The sequence below is a fragment of the Apibacter sp. wkB309 genome, assembly GCF_002964915.1.
Classification (GTDB): Bacteria; Bacteroidota; Bacteroidia; order Flavobacteriales; family Weeksellaceae; genus Apibacter.
The window spans coordinates 239,745-262,470 of the sequence record NZ_PSZL01000002.1 but is presented as its reverse complement, the minus strand read 5'-3'; the positions used below and the strand labels follow the sequence as shown (position 1 = coordinate 262,470).

The 22,726-nt window shown below is 31.5% G+C and carries 19 protein-coding genes; 10 read left to right on the top strand and 9 right to left on the bottom strand.

Annotated elements, in window-relative coordinates; translation table 11 throughout:
• The first annotated feature begins 43 nt into the window (after positions 1–43).
• On the top strand, positions 44–637 hold the full coding sequence (locus tag C4S75_RS02840; RefSeq protein ID WP_105296814.1) for a MarC family protein: 594 nt from the start codon (positions 44–46) through the stop codon (positions 635–637).
• Positions 638–873: 236 nt separating this feature from the next.
• On the opposite strand, the gene rnpA is transcribed toward C4S75_RS02840, so the two are convergent.
• Positions 874–1,245: a ribonuclease P protein component gene (gene rnpA / locus C4S75_RS02830; RefSeq protein ID WP_105296812.1), complete on the bottom strand. Its 372-nt coding sequence runs from the start codon at positions 1,243–1,245 to the stop codon at positions 874–876.
• Positions 1,246–1,401: 156 nt separating this feature from the next.
• On the opposite strand from rnpA, the gene C4S75_RS02825 reads away from it, so the two are divergent.
• From C4S75_RS02825 to C4S75_RS02815, 3 genes are all read left to right on the top strand, one after another.
• A complete protein-coding gene (locus C4S75_RS02825; RefSeq protein WP_105296811.1) occupies positions 1,402–1,815 on the top strand; it encodes a BrxA/BrxB family bacilliredoxin in 414 nt (137 codons plus the stop codon).
• 1 nt (position 1,816) lies between these two features.
• On the top strand, positions 1,817–2,143 hold the full coding sequence (locus tag C4S75_RS02820) for an iron-sulfur cluster assembly protein (RefSeq protein WP_105296810.1): 327 nt from the start codon (positions 1,817–1,819) through the stop codon (positions 2,141–2,143).
• A 261-nt stretch (positions 2,144–2,404) separates the two neighbouring features.
• Positions 2,405–3,106 carry a 16S rRNA (uracil(1498)-N(3))-methyltransferase gene (locus tag C4S75_RS02815; protein WP_105296809.1) on the top strand — a complete coding sequence of 234 codons (702 nt, stop codon included), beginning with the start codon at positions 2,405–2,407 and terminating at the stop codon, positions 3,104–3,106.
• A gap of 100 nt (positions 3,107–3,206) precedes the next feature.
• Here C4S75_RS02815 and C4S75_RS02810 read toward each other — a convergent pair whose 3' ends face one another.
• Together C4S75_RS02810 and proS are read right to left on the bottom strand one after the other, a co-directional pair.
• Complete coding sequence (locus tag C4S75_RS02810) at positions 3,207–4,451, bottom strand: 3-deoxy-D-manno-octulosonic acid transferase (protein ID WP_255410569.1); 1,245 nt, start codon at positions 4,449–4,451, stop codon at positions 3,207–3,209.
• Positions 4,452–4,615: 164 nt separating this feature from the next.
• Positions 4,616–6,088: a proline--tRNA ligase gene (proS, locus tag C4S75_RS02805; protein WP_370431227.1), complete on the bottom strand. Its 1,473-nt coding sequence runs from the start codon at positions 6,086–6,088 to the stop codon at positions 4,616–4,618.
• Positions 6,089–6,265: 177 nt separating this feature from the next.
• Here proS and C4S75_RS02800 point away from each other — a divergent pair, with 177 nt between their 5' ends.
• Both C4S75_RS02800 and C4S75_RS02795 read left to right on the top strand, forming a co-directional pair.
• Positions 6,266–7,636, top strand: coding sequence for a hypothetical protein (locus C4S75_RS02800; RefSeq protein ID WP_146105551.1), 1,371 nt, complete (start codon positions 6,266–6,268; stop codon positions 7,634–7,636).
• A 23-nt stretch (positions 7,637–7,659) separates the two neighbouring features.
• A complete protein-coding gene (locus C4S75_RS02795) occupies positions 7,660–9,096 on the top strand; it encodes an OmpP1/FadL family transporter (RefSeq protein ID WP_146105550.1) in 1,437 nt (478 codons plus the stop codon).
• 47 nt (positions 9,097–9,143) lie between these two features.
• Here C4S75_RS02795 and mscL read toward each other — a convergent pair whose 3' ends face one another.
• Both mscL and C4S75_RS02785 read right to left on the bottom strand, forming a co-directional pair.
• A complete protein-coding gene (gene mscL / locus C4S75_RS02790) occupies positions 9,144–9,536 on the bottom strand; it encodes a large-conductance mechanosensitive channel protein MscL (protein ID WP_105296804.1) in 393 nt (130 codons plus the stop codon).
• Between the two features lie 70 nt (positions 9,537–9,606).
• Entirely contained in the window at positions 9,607–11,703 is a 2,097-nt protein-coding gene (locus C4S75_RS02785; protein ID WP_105296803.1) for a type IA DNA topoisomerase, read from the bottom strand.
• Positions 11,704–12,011: 308 nt separating this feature from the next.
• Between C4S75_RS02785 and C4S75_RS02780 the strand changes: the two genes are divergently transcribed.
• The 4 genes from C4S75_RS02780 to C4S75_RS02765 all read left to right on the top strand — a co-directional run bounded on the left by C4S75_RS02780 (position 12,012) and on the right by C4S75_RS02765 (position 16,096).
• Positions 12,012–12,995, top strand: a complete 984-nt coding sequence (locus C4S75_RS02780) for an ABC transporter ATP-binding protein (RefSeq protein ID WP_105296802.1) — start codon at positions 12,012–12,014, stop codon at positions 12,993–12,995.
• 259 nt (positions 12,996–13,254) lie between these two features.
• Positions 13,255–13,905: a uroporphyrinogen-III synthase gene (locus C4S75_RS02775; protein ID WP_105296801.1), complete on the top strand. Its 651-nt coding sequence runs from the start codon at positions 13,255–13,257 to the stop codon at positions 13,903–13,905.
• On the top strand, positions 13,902–14,927 hold the full coding sequence (gene hemE / locus C4S75_RS02770) for a uroporphyrinogen decarboxylase (RefSeq protein ID WP_105296800.1): 1,026 nt from the start codon (positions 13,902–13,904) through the stop codon (positions 14,925–14,927). The genes C4S75_RS02775 and hemE overlap by 4 nt, the downstream gene beginning before the upstream one ends.
• Positions 14,928–15,229: 302 nt before the next feature.
• Positions 15,230–16,096, top strand: a complete 867-nt coding sequence (locus C4S75_RS02765; protein WP_105296799.1) for a hypothetical protein — start codon at positions 15,230–15,232, stop codon at positions 16,094–16,096.
• 184 nt (positions 16,097–16,280) lie between these two features.
• Here the strand turns inward: C4S75_RS02765 and C4S75_RS02760 are convergent, their stop codons facing one another.
• The 4 genes from C4S75_RS02760 to C4S75_RS02745 form a co-directional block, all read right to left on the bottom strand.
• Complete coding sequence (locus C4S75_RS02760; protein WP_105296798.1) at positions 16,281–17,060, bottom strand: type III pantothenate kinase; 780 nt, start codon at positions 17,058–17,060, stop codon at positions 16,281–16,283.
• Between the two features lie 9 nt (positions 17,061–17,069).
• Positions 17,070–18,914 carry a M1 family metallopeptidase gene (locus C4S75_RS02755; RefSeq protein WP_105296797.1) on the bottom strand — a complete coding sequence of 615 codons (1,845 nt, stop codon included), beginning with the start codon at positions 18,912–18,914 and terminating at the stop codon, positions 17,070–17,072.
• A 417-nt stretch (positions 18,915–19,331) separates the two neighbouring features.
• Positions 19,332–21,761: a TonB-dependent receptor domain-containing protein gene (locus C4S75_RS02750; RefSeq protein WP_105296796.1), complete on the bottom strand. Its 2,430-nt coding sequence runs from the start codon at positions 21,759–21,761 to the stop codon at positions 19,332–19,334.
• 84 nt (positions 21,762–21,845) lie between these two features.
• Complete coding sequence (locus C4S75_RS02745; protein ID WP_105296795.1) at positions 21,846–22,523, bottom strand: LysE family translocator; 678 nt, start codon at positions 22,521–22,523, stop codon at positions 21,846–21,848.
• Between the last annotated feature and the right edge of the window lie 203 nt (positions 22,524–22,726).

The following is a 22,726-nucleotide window of genomic DNA, read 5'->3' as shown; positions in this document are numbered from 1 at the left end:
AGGAAATTTAATTAACAAAATTCTTTAAAAATATAATTTTACTATGCCTTTACATTTTTCTATCCAGGAAATAGCAAGTTGTTTTATGGTTTTATTTGCCATTATAGATATTTTTGGCAGTGTTCCCGTAATAGTAAGCATAAAAAGTAAAGTCGGTTATCTTCAGGCTAAAAAAACAACATTGGTTGCTTGTGCAATTATGATATCCTTTTTGTTCGTTGGTGATAAATTACTAAAACTTATAGGAATTGATGTTTATTCATTTGCTGTAGCAGGTGCTTTAGTTTTATTTGTTATTGCACTGGAAATGATTTTGGGCATTGAAATTAATAAAATCGATGAGCCGCATTCCGCTTCCATAATTCCTTTGGCATTTCCTTTAATAGCAGGAGCAGGAGCTTTAACCGCCGTATTGGCTTTAAAAGCAGAATATCATACTGAAAATATTATCATAGCCATACTTCTTAATATGGTAGTCGTATATTTAGTATTAAGATATTCGGGTAAATTAGAACAAATTTTAGGACAAGGAGTAATTTCAATTATGAAAAAAGTTTTCGGTATTATCTTATTAGCTATTTCCATTAAGTTATTTACTGCAAACATAACCTCTTTGTTAGAAAAAGTATCTCCTTAAAAAATAAGATCTCATTTTGTATATTTGTAAAAATATAAAGATGAAATATTTTTTAAATCTTACTCTTTTAGCTTTTGTCCTCTTAATAATTTTTAATGCAACGCGAATAAATTATAGTTATGGGATAACTACCGATCCAAACGATAAATATTTTTATTCAATTTTATTTGCTATTGTAGGCATTTTAATAATATTCATAATTAAAGGACTAAAAAAATTATCCCAAACCAAATAAATTAATCAGAAGATTTAATTTTTTCAAGCAATTTTAAATAACAACTCTCCAATTCTTTATAGGCAGGTATTTTTTTGTCTTTACCATTATAGACAATCATTAGTAAATGAGATGTTGTAAAAGTGTTGTTTAGCTCATTTTTATGCAAACGGAAACATTCACGCAAAAGTCTTTTTACCCGATTTCTATCCACTGCATGTTTAAAAATTTTTTTAGAAACGGACACTCCAACCTTATGGGTTTCCAAAAATTCAGGAGAAGGACAATAAACCATAGCTAAAGGATATTTTTTATTCCACGTCCCTTTTTCAAACAAATATTTAATAAGCTTATATCCTTTTAAATGTTCTTCTTTCGTATACTTTTGGTTCATCTAATATGCATTTCATCACAATACTATTCCCAAAGATGATATTATTGAGACTTTTGATTACATAAAATTTCAAGAAATGTTTTGTCAAAGATAGGGCATTTGTAATAATCATAAACATTAATTAATTTTGTATAACAATAAAAACTAATATAAAATATGTATCCAGAAGAAATGGTTGCGCCAATGAAAGCGCAATTAACAAATAAAGGTTTTGAAGATTTAAACACATCAGAAAAAGTAGAAGAAGCATTAAAAAGACCCGGTACAACCCTATTAATAATTAATTCTGTTTGTGGATGTGCTGCCGGAGGAGCTCGTCCCGGAGTAATATTATCTGTAGAAGGCGAAGGAAAAAAACCGGATTATTTAACTACTTCATTTGCAGGATTTGATGTGGATGCAGTTAAAACCGCTAGAGAACATCTTGCCCCTTTTCCACCTTCATCTCCGTCCATAGCACTTTTTAAAGATGGAGAATTGGTTCATTTTCTAGAAAGACATCATATTGAAGGTCATTCTCCGGAAATAATTGCTGAAAATTTAAAACAAGCATATACTGAATTTTGCTAACATGTCTTTAAACGAAGAACAAATACAATCCCTGTCAGAAAAAATCGTTGAAAAATTAAAAACGGTTTACGATCCTGAAATTCCCGTGGATGTTTATGAACTAGGATTAATTTATGATATTCAGATTAGTACAGAGGGAGATGTGGAAATATTGATGACCTTGACAACCCCTAATTGTCCCGTGGCAGAAACATTACCCATGGAAGTAGAAGAAAAAATCGGTGCTATAGATGAAGTAAAAGAAGTAAATGTAAAAATTACTTTCGAACCAACTTGGGATAAAGATATGATGAGCGAAGAAGCTAAATTTAATTTAGGACTTTTATAGCATTATTAGACAAAAGCTAAGTAATTAAACTTTAATTAATGATAGTAAAGGACAGATTTAATTGTATTAATCTGTCCTTTTTTCCTAAATTTAAAAAGTAGTGGACTTGAATAAATTTAAGTGATAATAGAAAAGTGAAATTTGAGATTATGTTAAAATTGAAGCAAATGGTTGAAAGATTTATACAACTTTAACTCAATAAAAACTATCATCTCAATTCACCGGTAAATAATTACATTTGTTAAATATAAGATTGATCTCATGAGATTATTTATAGGAGAGATATATCCGAATGAAGTACAACTAAGGGAAGAAGAAGAACACCATATAGTACGAGTGTTGCGAATGAAAGAAGGAGATATGGTCTATGTGACTAATGGAAAAGGAGCATTAATAAAAGGACAATTACAAATAACAGGAAAGAAAGTTAAGGTTAAAATAATTGAAACTTTTCCCCATTCAAATAGAGGGCAAAATGGATTACATATTGCTATTGCTCCAACTAAAAATATAGACAGATTTGAGTTTTTTGTAGAAAAAGCAGTGGAATTAGGAATATCTAAAATTACCCCACTTTTATGTACTAATTCAGAGAGAAAGGTTTTAAATACGGAAAAAATCAAGAAACAAATTGAAACCGCCTGTAAACAATCTTTGAGAATAAATTTTCCTGAACTCTATCCTTTAACTCCTTTGAAGGATTTTATACAATCTTCGAAAACAAAATTATACCTTACCCATTGTTATAAAGAATATGAGAAGATCACTTTAAACGAGACGTTTAACAGAGAAAAAGATATAACCTTGATGGTTGGACCGGAAGGAGATTTTTCTAAAAAAGAAGTAGAAGAACTTTATTCTTTAGGCTCTATAGGGGTTAGTTTAGGAGAGAATCGTTTGAGGACAGAAACTGCCGGAATTTTCATTGCCTCCAGTTATTATTTTTTTCACAACCAACCATAAACGGAATCATTAAAATTTATATGATCAATTTTTTATTGACTATAATATTAAATAAAATGTTATAACCTATAAAATCAAGTAAAATCAAGTTTTAAGTCGATTATTGTAAGTGAACCAAATAATCAACAATAACTTGAACCGAATCAGGTTTACTAAAAACATATTCGCGAGCCCTTTTACCCATTCTATAACTTTTATTTGTATCTGTAAGTAATTCAACGAGTACTTCATTAAATTCATTTTGATTGTGAATTACTTTTGCTCCTCCATACTGGATTAATTCTACGGCCTCGATAAATTTATCATAAATGGGTCCGAATAAAACAGGAGAAGCAAAAACAGCCGGCTCCAATACATTGTGTACTCCTTCTTTACCAAATGCACCTCCCACATAAGAAATATCGGCATAGGAATAAACTTTTGTCAATATACCAACCGTATCTAAAATTAGGACTTGATAGTCTGCAGGATGGGTGTGACTTAATTCTGAAAATAATACCGTTTTAGGTAATAACTCCGCTTTTAATTTCTGAAAATATTCATGATTCATATTATGTGGAGCGATAAGTATCTTACAATTCATAAAGAAAGAAGAATTAATAAAGTTTTTTAACAGCGTATCATCTTCTTTCCACGTACTTCCTGCAACAATTAAGGTATTGGTTCCTTTAAACAAAGACAACCAGCTTAAGTGGTTATTCTGTTTACTTAACATTTTAACTCTGTCAAAACGTGTATCCCCTGAAACCGTTACTTGTTGAATGCCGATAGAATTTAATAACTTTTTTGAATTTTCATCCTGTACAAAAAAATGAGTTACTTTCTTTAAAATCGATACAAACCATTTCCCGTTAGGCTTAAAATATATCTGTTCTTGACGAAAAATACTTGAGATAAATAAAGTAGGTATTTTTTTTGCCGCAAGTGCTTGCAATATATGATACCAGAAATCATATTTTACAAAAATAGCATAGCTTGGATGTAAGAGTTCAATTAACTGATTGGCATTTGATGGAGTATCTAAGGGAATGTAAAATATAAGATCTGCTATGCAATTATTTTTAACCACTTCATATCCGGAAGGAGAAAAAAAACTAAGAGCAAATTTATGTTTTGGAAATTTTTTCTTTAAAGCAGTTAACACAGGAAGTCCTTGTTCATATTCACCAAGAGATGATGCATGCATCCAAATCACTTGATCCGTTGGTGAAATTTTATTTTGTATTTCCGAGAAGACATGAGTCCTTCCTTGTACCCAAAGTCTTGCTTTAGGAAGAAATAAAGAAGCAATCTTCATTCCTGCTCCCATAAGTTTAATGCCGAAAGAATATAAAAATGAATTCAAAATTTTTCTGTTACTGTTATTTAAAATTTAACTTTTTTCAAGACTCTAGTTTAACAAAGAATTGCCTTAATTCAATTAAGGCAATTTTTATTCATATTTGAGTTTAAAAATAAATTAATATTTGGAAATAGTACAAATATCTTTTCGATAAAAAGTACTATTGGTTAGTAAGCTCTCGCAAATAAGACTCTTCTTTTGGAAGGATTCCCTGAATATATACATACTCCCTCTTCCTCTTTAGCATCTAAAGGGATGCAACGAATGGTTGCTTTCGTTTCAGCTTTTATTTTTTCTTCTACTTCTAACGAACCATCCCAATGAGCAGAAATAAATCCGCCTTTTTCGTCCAATACTTTTTTAAATTCCTCGTAAGAATTTACTTCGGTAATTAAAGAATCTCTGTGTGATTTTGCTTTATTGAAAATATTTTGTTGAATTTCTTTCAATAAATCTTGAATGTGTTCAGCTAAACCATCTACAGAATGTTGATGCTTTTCTAAAGTATCTCTTCTAGCTATTTCAACTTGTTTATTTTCAAGATCCTTAGGGCCAATGGTAACCCGAACCGGTATGCCTTTTAACTCATATTCATTAAATTTCCAACCCGGTTTATATTCAGTTCTATCATCAAATTTAACACTAATTCCCAATTTTTTAAGTTGAAAGATAAGTGTATCTGCTAATTCAGAAATTGCATTTAATTGTTCGTCATTTCTATGAATAGGTACAATAACTACTTGGATTGGAGCTATATTGGGAGGAAGTACTAATCCATGGTCATCGGAATGAGACATGATTAAAGCTCCGATAAGACGGGTAGATACTCCCCAAGAGGTAGCCCAAACATATTCTTGTTTACCCTCTTTGGATTGATATTTCACATCAAATGCTTTAGCAAAATTCTGACCTAAAAAATGAGAAGTTCCGGCTTGTAATGCTTTGCCGTCTTGCATCATAGCTTCAATACAATAAGTTTCTTCAGCACCTGCAAATCTTTCCGCAGGAGATTTTACCCCTTGAATTACAGGAATACCCATAAAGTTTTCAACAAAATCGGTATAAACATTTAACATTCTTTCAGCTTCTTCAATAGCCTCTTCTTTGGATACATGGGCAGTGTGTCCTTCTTGCCATAAAAATTCAGCAGTTCTTAAAAACAATCGGGTTCTCATTTCCCAACGAACTACATTAGCCCATTGATTAATTAAAATAGGTAAATCCCTATGAGATTTAATCCAGTTTTTATAAGTATTCCAAATTATGGTTTCAGAAGTTGGCCGAACAATCAATTCTTCCTCCAATTTGGCATCCGGGTCAACAATCACTCCCTTTCCGTCAGGAGAATTTTTTAATCGATAATGAGTAACTACAGCACATTCTTTGGCAAAACCCTCCACATGATCCGATTCTTTTGACAGATAAGATTTAGGAATAAACAAAGGAAAATAGGCATTTTCATGTCCGGTATCTTTAAACATCTGATCCAATTGACGTTGCATTTTTTCCCAAATAGCATATCCATAAGGTTTTATAACCATACATCCTCTAACCCCGGAATTTTCAGCCATATCGGCTTTTATTACCAGTTCGTTATACCATTTACTGTAATCTTCTTCTCTTGATGTAAGTGTTGCCATAATGCTTTTCTACTGTTTTTAAACTTTTCTGTAATTATAACTGTCATAATTCTTAAGATACTTTGTCACATTACTATTGCAGCAAAATAGGTATTTCTTAATTGGTACGACTTTTGCGAATTTAAAATGATTCAAGAACAAAATTATAATAAATATATAAACTACTAAAAAAATATCATGAAGAATATCAGTTGTAATTTAGGACGAGTTTTCATGAAAGTTGGTACTCTCTTATGGGTGTCGGTTTTTTTAACATCATGTTATGTCGGCCAATCTTCATATGCCGGTGAGGATAGTGTATATTATTCAAACAAGACTCGAAAAAATAATAAACAAAAGTCTTATGATTACGTATATGATGAAGGTACAAGCTCATCCAATTCATATTCAGACAATCAAGTAAGGATAGGTAAAAAATATATTGACCCAACTTCTAATGCCAGTGATTTATTATACGATGATGATTCTAACCATAGTGATGCTTCTTCCAATACTGTTTATCGCTACAGTGATGAAATCAATCAATCTTATTCCAATAATAATAGCAGAGACGGTTGGGGAGATGATGGCGGAACCGTAGTTAATAATTATTATTACGGAGGTTACAGTCCTTATTATTCCTATTATTGGGGCGCACCCTATTGGGGATGGAGAAGTTATTGGAGTCCTTATTATGGATGGAATTGGGGCGTTTCAGTAGGCTGGGGCTGGGGTTGGTCCGGTTGGGGCTGGGATTATCCTTCATATTGGGGCCCATCCTGGGGCTGGAACTATCCGGGTTATTGGAGACCTCATCACCATTATTGGGATAATGGTTGGTGTTGTTCAAGATATTACGCCAATTACGGATCAAGGTCTTCCTATTTGAATAGTTCAAGAGGAAACTCATATATTTCAAGATCTTACGGAACGTCTCGTTCAAGACAAATACAAGACATTCAAAGACAAAATAGTAGAAATACTATCATTTCGGGAAGCCGAAGCAATGGGATAAGTAATTCAAGAATAAATAGAGGTTCTACATCCACCATTTCAAGAAACAATGAAAGTGGAAGAAACGGTTCAATTATAGGCGGCTCAAGAGCTAATGCCGCAGTTGTTACTCCCGAAAATTCAAGAAATAATTCCGGAGCTGTAATTGGAGGCTCAAGAAATAATACGATAACTAATTCAGAAGGCTCTAGATCCACCGGAGTAATTAGAGGTTCCAGAAATAGTATAGGTACATTGGAAGGATCAAGAAATCAAGTGGGGATTGGAAATTCCGGAAACGGAAGAGAATCATCCAATTCAGGAACAATAAGAGGGTCTAGAAACAGTACGGGAATTATAGGTGGATCCAGAAATTACGAATCAGGTTCTTCTAGAATATCTTCACCAAACTATCAAACCCCAAGTTCAAGCAGTCGTGAAAGTTCTCGCGGATCTATAATTGGAGGAGGTAATCGAGGCTTTGGAGGAGGTTCCATAAGTAGTGGCAGCCGTGGCGGCTTTGGAGGAGGCTCCCTGGGAGGTGGTCGCGGAGGCGTAATAGGTGGTAGAAGATAATATATAATAATATAACTCAAATTATGAACAAGAAATTATTATACGGTTTTATCCTTTCATCCATGGTTTTGATAGGTAAATCACAAACCAATAGATTTTATCCCAATGATATATCTGATGCTTTTAGTATTTTTGGTGATAATTCCAATAATACAACAGGTACTGCCAGATATATAGGTATGGGAGGATCTATGGGGGCTTTAGGAGGTGATCTTAGTGCCGTAGAAACAAACCCTGCCGGTCTAGGTATTTTTAGAAATTCTGTAGCGAATATTTCAATGAGTATCTTATCGAATAAAAATAAAGCTACTATGGGCAACGGAGTAAATTCCAATACCGATACCAATTTTAATGTTCCCGGTGCCGGAGTTGCATTGGCTTTAGGTGATGAAGCAGACGTATTTAAAGTAAACGTTGGAGTAAACTTTTCTTATCAAAGAGTAGATAACGACGTAAACTTTTCCAGAAATACCAAATTAAATTATTTATATCCTAATAAAGATAATGTAGATCAACTTTATGAAATGGTCAATTATGATCAGTATACCAATGGATATAAATCAAAAATGAAATTCAGTTTGGCAACCAATTACATGGATAGATTATATTTCGGTATTGGATTAGATTGGCATTATTTAAATATTGATCGCAATTCTGAATATGGTCATAGAAATACAGTAGATGGGGAATATATGAGATTCAATGAGCAATTAACGCCTTATAGTCAAGAAGCCAACGGTTTCGGATTAAATGTTGGGGTAATCGGTAAAATTACACCTGAAATTCGTTTAGGGGCTGCCTATCATTCTCCTATTTGGTGGTCTGATATGGATGATTACCGATGGATATATGGATATGATGATAAAGGACAATTCGTAGAAGATTATGTATATTATGATCATTATAAAAATGTATCGCCCGGAAAATTGGTATTAAGTGGAGCCTTTGCTTCCAATATCGTTGATGATGATAATTCGTTGGCCTTCAATTTTGATTTTATTAATTACTTTAATAAAGACATGGAATTTAAAGGAGATGTTGACTATAGGTTAAATAATAATTTTGTTAATGATTACGTAAGAAATTCCCAAGAATACCGCGCCGGTATTGAGTACAGGTTTAGAGAACTTAAATTACGCGCCGGTTACGCTTATGCTTCTTCACCTGTGAAAAGTAACTCTATATCAGGAATATGGGATACAAACAGCGATCCTGTATTTGTGAAAAATTACTTGGCAGGTGAAAAAAATAAATTATCTTTTGGAGCCGGATATGATATTGGTCAATTTTTTGTGGACCTTGGATATCAATATATTAAAACAGATTATCGCACGACTCTTTCCGGCGATTTTTATACGGTAGGTGGATCCAATCTTGCAATAAGTTTAGATAAACCCTATTTAGGAAAAGTTAATAATATCCAAAATAATTTTGTATTAACTTTGGGTATGAGGTTTTAAAAATATATTCACAATAAAAAATCCTAACTTCTGTTAGGATTTTTTTTTTATTTATTTTTGAGTAAATCTCTGATTTCAGTTAATAATTCTTCTTGTGAAGGTGGTTTAGGCGTGTTATCTTGTTCTTTATTCTCTTCGTCTTTCTTATTAAGTCTATTGATAACTTTTATCATCATAAATAAACAAAAAGCAATAATTAAAAATGATAGACAAGTGGATAAAAAGTTACCATATTTAATAGCTGTTCCCGGAATAGTTAATTTAGCCAAATCGGTCAAATCAGCCATCTTTAATGCAGGAGTGAGAACAAGAGGGGTAATGATATCTTCAACTAAAGATGTGATAATCTGGTTAAATGCGCCCCCGATAATTACACCGACAGCCATGTCAACCACATTTCCCCTTAGGGCAAATTCTTTAAATTCTTTTATTAAACTCATAAATAATAATTTTAATTATAATTGCAAAAATAAATTAAATTTCAAATTAACATAATATATGCTGATTTGGTTAGGTTTCAAATACTATTCCGAAATTTTCATCAAATAATAAAATACCGTCCCTTTTCTCCTTAGATTCAGGAACTGTAAATCCTTTTATTTTTGTTGTCTTACCTTTACCTATTAAATCGGATATTTGTTTTAAAGTTAATTTTTTGCCGAATATTTCAAAAGGTATAGTAAAACTGCAATTTTTAAAATCGGAACAGCCGTAAGCAGATTTTCCTTTGATCAATTTATGAGTTTTACATTTTGGACAGAATAAATCTTCTACAGGTCGTAGGGCTGTGGTTTGCTTTTTAGATTTTTCGTTTATTTGAGTATTTTCTTTCTCTTGTATGGATATTCGTCTGTATTGACTGTTTTTAACTTCTTGGGTCAGGTCGGTTACCATTTCGATAAGTTCCTTTTTAAATAGATCGGAAGAATATTCCCCTTTTTCAATGAGTCTGAGTTTTTTTTCCCAGAGACCTGTAAGCTCAACGCTTTTTAAAATTTCGCTTTGTATCGTGTCGATCAGATCCATTCCCGTTGAGGTGGCATAAATATTTTTTCTTTTTTTCTCGATATACTTTCTATGTAGTAAAGTTTCAATAATATTTGCTCGAGTAGAAGGGCGTCCAATACCATTATCCTTCATTACTTCCCTCATCTCCTCATTATCTACTTGTTTACCTGCGGTTTCCATGCTTCTTAATAAAGTAGCCTCGGTAAAATACTTAGGAGGTGTAGTTTTTCCTTGATGAATGAATGGATCGTGAGGACCGCTTTCTCCAACCTCAAAAACCGGAATTAAATTTTCCTCTTTTTCATTTTTTTTATCTTTTTCATAGATGATTCTCCATCCCGGTTCCAAAATTTGTTTACCGCTTGCTTTAAAGGGTACTTCACCAACTTTTGAAGTTACCAAAGTATTGGAAATTTTACATTCAGGATAAAATACGGCAATAAATCTTCGGGCAACAAGATCGTAAATCTTTTTTTCATCAGTCGAGATACCTTCGGGTAAAATATCGGTAGGTATAATAGCATGATGATCCGTAACTTTAGTGTCATCGAAAACAGCTTTCGATTTTGGTATCGGATTTTCTAAAAGAGGAGAAATAAGATTTTCATAATATTTCATGCTTGAAAGAATTCCGTAGATCTTAGGATATAAGTCTTCCGAAAGATAAGTGGTATCAACCCGAGGATAGGTAACGAATTTCTTTTCATAGAGGCTTTGAATGTACTTTAAAGTATGATCAGCAGAATAACCGTACTTTTTATTTGCCTCTACTTGTAGAGAAGTCAAATCAAATAAACGAGGATTCTTTTCTTTTCCCTCTTTCTTCTCAAAAGAAACTATTTCAAAAGGATATTTCTGTAAATATTCTAATCCTTTTTTAGCTCGGTCTTCGCTTTTCAATCGGTCGATATCGGCAATGAATTCCACATTCTTATACATGGTTTTTAATTCCCAGTATTCCTCAATAACAAAAGAATCAATTTCTTTTTGTCGTTGTACTATCATTGCCAATGTTGGCGTTTGAACTCTACCAATTGATAACAAAGTTTTATTTATGGCAAATTTTTTAGTAAAAAGTCGGGTAGCATTTATTCCCAAAAGCCAATCGCCGATTGCGCGGGCACTTCCGGCAGCATATAAATTTTCATATTGGGAAGAATCCTTAAGGTTTTCAAATCCCTCTTTTATAGACTGTTCTGTAAGAGATGATATCCATAATCGTTTTACGGGAACTTTACATTTTGCTTTAAGCAATACCCACCGTTGGATCAATTCACCTTCCTGTCCGGCATCCCCGCAATTGATTACCTCTTCACATTCAGCAACCAGGCTTTCTATTACTTTGAATTGTTTTTCCACCCCTTTATTGGAAATAAGTTTAATTCCAAAATTAGACGGAATGATAGGAAGGTCTTCCAAATACCAATACTTCCAGTTTGGGTTATAATCATGAGGCTCTTTTAACGTACACAAATGACCAAAAGTCCAGGTAACTTGATAACCGTTTCCCTGGTAAAATCCGTCTTTTCTCTCTTTTGCCCCTACAATTTGAGCAATATCTTTAGCGACGCTTGGTTTTTCAGCTATACATACAATCATTACAGATGGAAGGATTTTTCCTGCAAAATTGCAATTTTTTAAGTATAATAAGTAATTGATCTTTTAAAAAAGGTTGGATAAGCATTTGAATAATATATGATTTGAAAACAATATTTGATACTAATTACAAAAATTATATTCAAAATTTTGTCCAAAGAACAGTTAAAACCGCATTAAATTTATAGTAAAATAAATAAAAGTTTAAAAGATGTTTTTAGCATTAATAGTTTAAATTTGTGAAATTATGCTTAATCCAGTATCATTTGTAGCATTGAATCATAATCAGAGAATTTTACAAATAAGTCTATATGTTAGAAGTTAAGAATCTATGTTTTTCATACACTAAAGATAAAAAAATAATTGAATCTCTTTCTTTTACTTTAAAGCAAGGAAATATGCTGGCACTTGTAGGAGAAAGTGGAAGCGGTAAAAGTACCATTTTAAAGTTAGTTTATGGTTTGTTGGAATGGGAGAGTGGAGAAGTTATTTATAGAGGAAAAAAATTAGCAGGATTTAAAGGAAATTTAGTTCCCGGAGAACCTGAATTTAAATATTTGGAACAAGATTTCGGGCTTATGCCCTATGCAACCGTTGGCGAAAATGTGGGTAAATTTCTCTCTAATATAGATTTGAAAGAAAAGCAAAACAGAATTATGTTTTTGCTCGATTTAGTGGGCATGGCGGATTATGTAGATGAAAAACCTATTTCACTAAGTGGAGGACAGAAACAAAGAGTAGCATTGGCGAAAGCCTTAGCTCAAACTCCTTCAGTGTTGTTATTAGACGAACCATTTTCTCAAGTCGATACTTTTAAGAAAAATATACTAAAAAGAGCTGTTTTTGATTTTGCTAAAGAAAATAATATTTCCATTATTTTAGCCACCCATGAAATAGAAGACGCTTTGGCGTATGCAGATGAAATGATGATTATTAAAGAAGGTAAAATTATACGACAAGGCAATCCTCATGATATATATCGAAATCCCGAAAATACTTATGTTGCCAATTTATTTGGTGAAAATACCATTTTAAAAAGGGCAGATTTTCCAAACCTGTTTGAAGATTTAGTAGAAGATGAAATTTTAATTTATCCGCATCAATTTATAATTTCTCAATCGGGTATTCCTGTAAAAGTAATAAGAAGCTATTTTATGGGCAGTCATTATCTCGTGGAAAGTATTTCAAAATTTAAAAGATTTTGGTTTATTAGTGATGAATCATTACCGATTGGCAAAGGATGTTTGTTACAATTTTATGAATATCAGAAATTATTGGATAATAAATTTAATTAACTAATAGTTCAAAAACTCTCTAACGACTTACCAAATAATCAAATAATCGTTATGAATAGTCACTTAGTATAATAGGTTGAATTTCCTATTAATTATACTTTAAAAATAATGATTCTTAAAGCAATATTGTTTTAAAAACTCGGTAATAAGGATAAAAAAATGATAAAATGTATGAATTTTGTTACAAAATGATGATATTTTAAGTTGTTGATTTTTTAGGTGCATTTAATAACAGTATATTTGTATAAATCAATTTAATATGAAAAGAATATTATTTACTTCATCTTTCTCAATTCCGGATGATTATGAGCAGGAATATGAAATTGATTATATTCCTTTTATATATGTAGAAATCTATCCTTATTACGAATTTATTAAGCAAATACCTTTAGATGTTGATTCGTTTATTGTAACCAGTAAAAATTCTGCAAAAGCAATCAAGGATATAGAATTGGAAGGTAAATTTTTTGTAGTAGGTAAAAGTACTGCAAAAGAATTATACGGACAGAACAGAGATATTGCATTTATAACCAATTATGCTGAAGATTTGTTGGAAAGAATGCTGGAAACAGATATAAAAAAATATGTTTTTTTTAAAGGAAATTTGTCGCTTACTATTTTACCGGATGCTTTACGTAAAAATGGAGTGGAAGTTGTTGGAATAGAATGTTATAAAACCCTTTTAACTCCTCATAAAATAGATAAACAATATGATGCTATTGTTTTTACAAGTCCTTCTGCAGTAAGATCCTTTAGTTCCATGAATGAGATTCCGCAGGAAACCATTATATTTACAAGCGGTAAAACCACCGCAGAAACGGTTAGTACATTGGGAGAATACAAAATATATTATCCGGAAGATACAACAAAGGAATCCTTACTTGAACTAATAAAAAAAGAAAATAAATGATTAAAAATACTTTATTTCTGGAAGCTTTAAAAGGTAAACATGTCGAACGTCCACCGGTATGGATGATGCGTCAAGCTGGTAGATTTTTACCTGAATTTAGAGCTTTACGAGATAAGTATGATTTTTTTACCCGTTGTCAAACTCCTGAATTGGCAGCAGAAATAACTCTAATGCCTGTAAAAAGGTTTCCTATAGATGCGGCTATTTTATTCTCAGATATTTTAGTAGTTCCTCAAGCTATGGGATTGAACTTTGAAATGAAGGAATCCGTAGGCCCCTATTTGGAAAATCCTATCACTTCTGAATCTGATATTGATAGATTGAAAAATCCTCCGATTGAAGAAAGTTTAGGATATGTATTGGATGCTATAACCCTTACTAAAAAACTTCTAGATAATCAAATTCCCTTAATCGGTTTTTCAGGAAGCCCATGGACGATTTTATGCTATGCTATTGAAGGTAAAGGTTCTAAAACATTTGATAAGGCTAAATCGTTTTGTTTTAAAAATCCAAAACAGGCTCATGTATTACTGCAAAAAATTACAGATTATACCATCCGGTATTTATTAAAAAAAGTTGAATATGGTGTAGATGCCGTACAAATTTTTGATAGTTGGGGAGGCTTGCTTTCTCCTAAAGATTATGATAAATTTTCATGGAAATATATAAATCAGATTGTTGAATCTTTAGCACCCAAAGTTCCAGTTATAGTATATGGAAAAGGCTGTTGGTATGCATTACAAACCATGTCCCGATCTAAGGCTTCTGCTTTAGGAGTAGATTGGACGATTACGCCTCAACAAGCCAGAGCATTTACGGGGGATGCAATTACATTGCAAGGAAATTTTGATCCGGCTAAATTATTGTCTTCTCCTGAAAAAATTTATTCTGAAGCACAACAAATGATCCGTGATTTTGGTGTTCAACGATATATAGCCAATTTAGGTCACGGAATTTTACCCAATGTCCCTTTAGAAAATGCTGAAGCTTTTATTAAGGCAATTGTTGAATTTAAAGAATAGCAATAAAACGTAGAAATAAGTATATTACTTAAATAATAATTAGTTTTTACATAACTTCATAGTTATATCTTTAAGAAAAAATATATTTCATTGAATAAAAATCAGCGGTATTGCATCTATCCTACAACGAAATGATTTTTACTTCAAATTGTATAGTTACTAAATTGTAAATAATTCATACATAGCACTATATGGGCATGATATTTGTAAATTATTTAAATGCCTCTACATCTAAATTATCTGTCTGAGAAGATTTAAAGTTCTCAATTTTTACCCAAAATAACATTTTTAAATTTAATTTTATGAAGAAAATTTTATCAATTTTCGCTTTCGTTGTGCATGCAATTATTCTTTTTGGACAAGTAGGTATAGGTACAGAAACTCCGGACAGCTCTTCCATTTTAGACATAAAATCATCTAATAAAGGGTTTTTACCTCCAAGAGTAAATATTACATCTATAAAAGATACTGTTACAATTAAAAATCCTGCAAACGGTTTAATTATTTATGAACCGGATGGATTTACAGAAACAATTAATAACCAGGTTTATACAAGAGAAGCCGGAGTTTATATGTTTAATGGACATGAATGGCAACGCCTCTATTCCAGTAATAACAACAATAGTATTTCACCTTCAGATGGTAAAAATTTAGTAGGTGTAAAAATAAGTATTAATCAATCGGGGTATGTTCCACTTTCAGGAACTCAATCGTTCGGATTATTAATTCAAAATAATTCAGTCACAGTAAATCCTAAATTTGTAAATGGTACTTGGCCCTCACCATCAAATTCACCGACAGATATTCTCAGTCCTAAAAATGGCGATTCTGGAACACTACTCTTTGAAAACAAAATGACTGATCAAGCCAATTTTTTCCGTATTAATTTTGAATATCAAATTTTAAACAGACAACCGATTACAAATGGTATATTTTATGTCTCAATTGTATCAAATGCTACCGGAGAAACGGTTTATTCAGATGCAATTATTGTTCCCGCAGGAACTAATGTCGGCAGTAGTGTAAAATTTCAAATAGCTTTTCCTACACTTTCCGATTCAAATTCAATTAGTCAAGGATATAAGATTATGTTTCGAGCCGATACAGCTTTACCTATTTTGCCAAATAATATTGGGGTAAAAATTATTGATATTTTAAGAATCAATTAATTAATAAAAATAGTAGCTGTAAAAAGGGGATAACTTATAATTTTATTTATGTAAATATTTTCATAAAATGATAATACAACTATTATGTATAATGTGTGTATTTTTAAATTTATGATATTAAAAAGTTTATAATAGTAAAAAAAGTATCCATTACTATCTATAATTATACATACAAAATGGGTAGCTAAAATTTAGAATTTTCATTTTCTAGGGTTTGTTTTAAGTATAGTTCCCGTAACCCTTTTATGGTATGGAAACGATCATAAATATGAATTTTAGTTGTTAAGGGAGCAAATAGATGGCCGAGTCCTCCGGTAGCTATTACAAAAGTGTCTTCCCCTAATTCTTTATTAATCCGATCAATTAATCCTTCAACCATACTTAAAAAACCAAACACCATTCCACTTTGCATAGATTCTTCCGTGGTTTTACCAAGTACGCTTTTAGGAGTGCGCATTTCAATATCTGAAAGTTGAGCAGTTGCTCCAATTAGAGAATTTAAAGAAGTTATGACACCGGCAGCAATAATTACCCCTTTTATATCTCCGGTTTTGTCGACACAAGTTAAAGTTAATGCAGTCCCGAAATCTACGATAATTTTTGTCCCCTTATATTTTTTATAAGCATAATATGCATTGGCATAAAGATCGGTACCCATTTGCGGGGTACTGGACGTTAGCTCTGTAGGGGTATTTCTGGTTACCTGAACTGTTTTTATATTATGAAGACGGGTTAGCGATTTTCTTACAGGATATGTTAAATGGGGAACAACGGAACCTACTGCTATTTCGGTGATATCATTAGGATTAATCCCATAGTTTTGATAAGTCATTTTAAATTGAGAAAATAGCTCATCTTCACTCTTATAAGGTTTAGTATTCATTACCCATGAATTAATACACTCTTCTTCCTGAAATATTCCAAAACGTATATTACTATTTCCGATGTTTACTACTAAAAGCATATGTATATTTTATTTAGGATAAATATTGTTTTCTCTATTGATGTCTGCCATTCGATAGGTCGCGTCAATTTCAATAGATTTAATTTTTTCAGGTGATACATTCAGACTAAATTCATATTCCTTTTGTGTCCATTTCCAATAAGGTAGATTTTTCTGATTAACATCAGATTCTTGTTTCTTATAATTATGCATCATATTCAAAGGAATATTATATATTTGTTTAGAACCATCTGTATATGTTACATTAACATCTATCGGCATCGGAAAATTACCCAGATTTTCAAGTGTTACTTTAGTGGTTTTTCCTTCTTTTCCTACGCTTTTGATAGCATAATCAATAGTTCGAGTGGTATAAGTCATATAATTCCAATACCATTTTAAATCCATGCCTGATATTTTTTGAGCAATATGTATAAAATCCCTGTCGGTAGGGTGTTTAAATTTCCATGTTTCAAAGTAATTTTTCATTATTTTGAAAAAAGTTTGTCTACCAACAATATATTCTAATTGCACTAAAAACAACTCGCCTTTAATATAGGCAGCAACACTATAGCCATTATTAGTTAAAAAATGATCGGAAAATATACCCATAACTTCTTCCTGTCTAGTTTTTATAAATTCTGTGTAAAATTCAACACTATTATAATGAGGGTTTGGATAATTTTTTACATAATCAGGAAATATTTTAGCCATCATTAAATGTTCTGCATACGAAGTAAACCCTTCATCCATCCAAGCTCTCATACTTTCATTGGAAGCAAGTATATGCTGAAACCAAGAATGAGAGGCTTCATGAAACATCAAATCGGCAAGTCCTTCCAAAGATTTTGCATTTCCCATAATCATAGTACACATCCCATATTCCATGCCACCATCTCCTCCTTGAATAAAAGAATAGGTCGGATAGGGATAGGCGCCAAACTTTTCTTTCATAAGAGAAAAGTATTCCTTGATATAAGGTTTAGATTCTTCCCAATAATTGGTTTGCTCAGACTTCTGATAAATCAAATAAACCAAAGGTCCGTTTTTTATGGAGATTGAATCAACTGTATAATCAGGATCGGCAGCCCAGGCAAAATCATGAATATTTTCTGCTTTAAAATGCCAGAATGTTTTATTTTTTTTAACAACCGGTTGAGCATCTGCAAGATATCCTTTAACATCTTTGGGGTTTTGGAGAACTCCACCGGCTCCAATAATATAATTTTTATCAATTGCTATCGTTACATCATAATTTCCAAAAACACCTTGAAATTCTCTTGCGATATAATCAAAGGTATGCCAACCTTCATAATCGTATTCTACTACTTTCGGGTACCATTGGGTCATGGTTAAATCAATGCCTTCGGAATTATTTCTTCCGGCTCTTCGAATTACCGGTGGAATCTGTGAGGTCCATTCCATTTCAAAATGAGTGGTGGTATGAGGTAATATAGGTTTAGCCAATTGTACTTTTAAAATAGTTTCTTCAACAGTAAACGTAACCGGTATACCTTCTTGTTTTAAGGATTTAATTTTTTGATATCCTATTTCATTAGACTTCAACGATGAGATTCGTGATTTCCCATCACTGGTAATCATTCGTTTGTCAGCAGTTTTATTTAGTTCCTGTAATTTCTGATCCATCATAGAATTTGGTTGAAATGCATTCCAATATAAATGGAAATAAAAAACAGAAAGTGTGTCTTCGGAATTGTTTGTATAAGTAATTTGTTGATGACCCTTATATTGGTAATTTTTAACATCAACATCAATATTCATTTTATAATCTGCCTGTTGTTGATAGTATTTATTTATTTGTGAATTAGATATGAGTCCTATAAGTAGGAAGCAAATAAAAAATATTCTTTTCATTAAAATTAATTTAACGCAAGTTAAAGATTAATTTTATTACAAGCTGTAATTATATTTAGGGAACTGCTTTATAAAGTAATGAAGAAAAATTTTAATTTTCTAAGAAAGTTAATTAAAGCATAACATGCGAAATATAGTTATACGACAAAAGGTTGTTTACTTCCTTATGAACAATAAAAAAAATAAAGAATTATTTTCATCAAGTATTATAACAATATAACAATGAGTTAGAGATTATTTGTCCAAATTATTGAAAGTTATTTTAAATAAAATAAAAATAAATTAACTAGTACAAACACAATTAAATCAGTTAGTTTTTAAAAACTGCATTGACTAGCACTAAAAATGGATAAACGTGTTTTTAATGGGTAAGTGATATGTTTTTCAATGCATTATGAAATACCAACAAATTTTAAATTATAAATCCATAAATTCAGAATCTGAGTTGTTGTTTTGCGTACGGTTCTTTTTTTCGTTTCGTTTTTCCTTGTTGAATCTATAAGTAAAAGATAGGGTAAACTGTCTAGGGCGCCATTGCATTTCCGAATATCTGTAAAAATCATCTCCGTATGTTTTAAATTTCCTTTTTTTAGAATCAAAAACATCCTGTATATTGAAAAGGAATGTACCTTGGCCTTTTAATATATCTTTGCTGATTCCTAAATCCATTCCGTACATTTCTTTACTTTTATTTTGCCCATTTTTAAAAGGTGCCATGTAATTTCCTTGTAATTGAAAATTAAAATTTTCAGGAAGTTTTACTGTCATATTCATACGAGTTCTCCATGTAAATCCTTTTTTATCTAAATTTTCGGTAACTAAAGTGGTACTTCCGGTTATAGTATTAATTTTTTCATACGAATAATTACCATAGCTTTTGTATTGAAATAAATTTACATCTCCAAAAATTTTCCACCATTTGTAAGGATTTACAGAATATGATAATTCACCACCGTATCGATTTTCATGTCCTAAATTGGTAGGCATGGTATTTAAATTTCCTAAAGGGTCTGATGTAGTTATGAATTGTAAAGGATCTTGAGTTCGTTGATAATACAAAGATGGAGTAATTCCCCAATTACTTTGTTGAAGGTTATATCCCAATTCAAACGAATTGGTGTAAGACGGGTCTAAGTCCGGATTTCCTTGACGAGTATTCCTGTCATCAGAAATGTTTTTATAAGGGATAAGCATTCTGCTGTCCGGACGAAATATCCTTCGACTGTAACTGATTTGTAATTGGCTTTTTTCCGTTAGATCATAATTTAGATGAAGAGTAGGAAATAAGTCCGTATAATTTTTAGTAATGGTTGAATTAGCTTGACGAGAAACAACCTTGATAATTGACGTTTCTTCTCTTAATCCTGCTAAAAATGAAAATCCCCCCCATTTATTTCCATATTGTAAATAAGAAGATAAAATGTTTTCTTGATAAACTGTATTGTCTGTTTGGTCAGGATTCACAACCCACGAATTATTTTTAAATTCATTTAAAGAAAAATCTGATTTAATTTTAGAATAATCAGCTCTCATTCCGGCTTCTAATTGAGAACCTTCTTTAAAAGGCAATACATAATCAGATTTCAACATTATTTTGGTTTGCGTATTATCATTGGTATTTAAACCGGGAATTCGATCAAAAATTTTAGAATCGGAATCTTTTAGATTATAGGAGTAGAATCCGTCAACGGTTAGTACATTTCCTTTTTTTAAAAAATTATGCGTAAAATTTAAATTTCCGTCGATTCCGTAATTATTTCTGTTTTCTCGTTCTTTTCTTTCTGTAAAGCTTTGTATAAGTGAGGGATATAATGTGGTATTATAGTGGGTGGTGCTTAAATAATTGCTGGTATTATAATTATATCCTATAGATGTAGATAATGAGTTATGTTCGTCAAAAGTAAAATTAAATCCCGTACTTGCATTTAGGGAAGTTCTTTCTCTATTCCTTTTAGAATCTTGTAGGGAATTTTCATCCATAAGGTGGTTCATATCATAACCAATGTAATTTTTTTTCTCTTTACCTTTATTTTTACCATACCTAAAACCGATATTGGTAAACCAGTTCCATTTTTTTTTGCCGTATCCTAAATTAATGGATGTACCGTACGATTGTGGAGATCCTCCGGACATTTGAATACTTCCGGTAACACCTTTTTTTCTATTTTTTTTGGTAATTATATTTATAATACCTGCAGTTCCTGAAGATTCATAACGAGCAGAAGCATTGGTAACTACTTCGATTTTTTCAACCATATCAGCCGGTATGGATTTTAAAGCTTCGGCAGTATCATTAATTCCTAACATGGCAGAAGGTTTACCGTCAACTAAAATTTTAACATTGTCATTACCTCGTAAACTAACCGTTCCATCTACATCTACAGTCACCGATGGAACATTTTGCATAACATCTGAAAGAGTTCCTGACTTGGCAGTTAAATCTTGAGATACATCATATATTTTTTTATCCAACTCAACTTTATATAAGGGCTTTTTTCCTTCTACAACAATTCCCTCCAATTCTTTAGCCGTTTGTTCAATCTTTATATTTCCTAAGGAAGTTGATTGAAGAAGTGACTTTTGATCGACATATGAATCAAATCCCGCCTGATCTATCACCAATTCATATTCTCCCGTTGTTACTTTAACTGAAAATTTACCTTTTTCGTCAGCCAACCCACCAAATACTTTAGAAGTATCTTCTAAATTGGTTAAAGTAATGCTGCTGTAGGGTACGGGACGGTTATTATCTGTAATTATGGTTCCTGTTATAACAATGTTTTGTGAAAATATAAAGGTGTATAGTACTAAACAAAATGTTGATAGTATGGATTTACTTGAAGTCATTTATTAATTTTATTTTCAGTATAGACAAAGCTAAAACTGAAAGGTTACATCGTAAAGTAAATAAGAAAAGTTATTTTTTTAGTGTTACTTTTTCTTTCGGAAGTTATTGTTTTCAATTAATTCAAAAGGATTTTCTGTTTTAGTTTTTATAAAGCTTTTACCAAAGATAATAATACCAAATACGATAAGGGCAATACCTACAATTTTTTTTATTTTATAGGCAAGTTGATCGGTCAGCTGGTGCTTAAACTTGGAAGCTAAAAATATTTTTAACATATCAACAGACACCATAGTAATTAATAGAATGGTTATGTATAAATAAAAATCGGAGGGTTTTGAATATTGTGCGGATATTAATACAACTGTAGTCAGCCAAAATACGATAACACCAATATTAACCAAATTAAGTAAAAAACCATTCATATAGGTTTTAAAATAATTGGTAGTCGCAATATTAGCATCTGTTTTAATATGCAAATTACCTTTTGAAAGAATATTGTATAATCCGTAAATAAAAATTACAAAACCGGCAATCATGTAAACTGATGGATGAGTGTCTATAAACTTTAGTAAACCTTTACTACCTGTATGCGAAACATATATACAAAGTATATCTGCAGAGATTACACCGGCTTCGAGAGCTATGGAAGGTTTTATTCCTTTAGTAAGACTGGTTTCAATCAGAAGAAAAAATACGGGACCTATTAAAACAAGACTGAGAATTAGCCCAAGTAAAATTGCAGATGTGATTAGAGAAATCATTAAATTATTATAATAATTTGCAAGGTACGTAATTTTGTGTTAACATAATGTGACAGATATTAGTTAGATGAGATTATTTTATGGATAGTTTATCATGTTTATTTGAGTGTAATCCTTAATTTTTATCTCAAATACAAAAAAAAATAAAAAAAATGCTATTTATAATAATAAAGTTTATCTGCTTATTTTTAATGTAAAATAAA

Coding starts and splice junctions, on each gene's coding strand:
- C4S75_RS02840 (WP_105296814.1), top strand. CDS start 44: ATGCCTTTACATTTTTCTATCCAGGAAATAGCAAGTTGTTTTATGGTT.
- rnpA (WP_105296812.1), bottom strand. CDS start 1,245: ATGAACCAAAAGTATACGAAAGAAGAACATTTAAAAGGATATAAGCTT.
- C4S75_RS02825 (WP_105296811.1), top strand. CDS start 1,402: ATGTATCCAGAAGAAATGGTTGCGCCAATGAAAGCGCAATTAACAAAT.
- C4S75_RS02820 (WP_105296810.1), top strand. CDS start 1,817: ATGTCTTTAAACGAAGAACAAATACAATCCCTGTCAGAAAAAATCGTT.
- C4S75_RS02815 (WP_105296809.1), top strand. CDS start 2,405: ATGAGATTATTTATAGGAGAGATATATCCGAATGAAGTACAACTAAGG.
- proS (WP_370431227.1), bottom strand. CDS start 6,088: ATGGCAACACTTACATCAAGAGAAGAAGATTACAGTAAATGGTATAAC.
- C4S75_RS02800 (WP_146105551.1), top strand. CDS start 6,266: ATGAAGAATATCAGTTGTAATTTAGGACGAGTTTTCATGAAAGTTGGT.
- C4S75_RS02795 (WP_146105550.1), top strand. CDS start 7,660: ATGAACAAGAAATTATTATACGGTTTTATCCTTTCATCCATGGTTTTG.
- mscL (WP_105296804.1), bottom strand. CDS start 9,536: ATGAGTTTAATAAAAGAATTTAAAGAATTTGCCCTAAGGGGAAATGTG.
- C4S75_RS02785 (WP_105296803.1), bottom strand. CDS start 11,703: ATGATTGTATGTATAGCTGAAAAACCAAGCGTCGCTAAAGATATTGCT.
- C4S75_RS02780 (WP_105296802.1), top strand. CDS start 12,012: ATGTTAGAAGTTAAGAATCTATGTTTTTCATACACTAAAGATAAAAAA.
- C4S75_RS02775 (WP_105296801.1), top strand. CDS start 13,255: ATGAAAAGAATATTATTTACTTCATCTTTCTCAATTCCGGATGATTAT.
- hemE (WP_105296800.1), top strand. CDS start 13,902: ATGATTAAAAATACTTTATTTCTGGAAGCTTTAAAAGGTAAACATGTC.
- C4S75_RS02765 (WP_105296799.1), top strand. CDS start 15,230: ATGAAGAAAATTTTATCAATTTTCGCTTTCGTTGTGCATGCAATTATT.
- C4S75_RS02760 (WP_105296798.1), bottom strand. CDS start 17,060: ATGCTTTTAGTAGTAAACATCGGAAATAGTAATATACGTTTTGGAATA.
- C4S75_RS02755 (WP_105296797.1), bottom strand. CDS start 18,914: ATGAAAAGAATATTTTTTATTTGCTTCCTACTTATAGGACTCATATCT.
- C4S75_RS02750 (WP_105296796.1), bottom strand. CDS start 21,761: ATGACTTCAAGTAAATCCATACTATCAACATTTTGTTTAGTACTATAC.
- C4S75_RS02745 (WP_105296795.1), bottom strand. CDS start 22,523: ATGATTTCTCTAATCACATCTGCAATTTTACTTGGGCTAATTCTCAGT.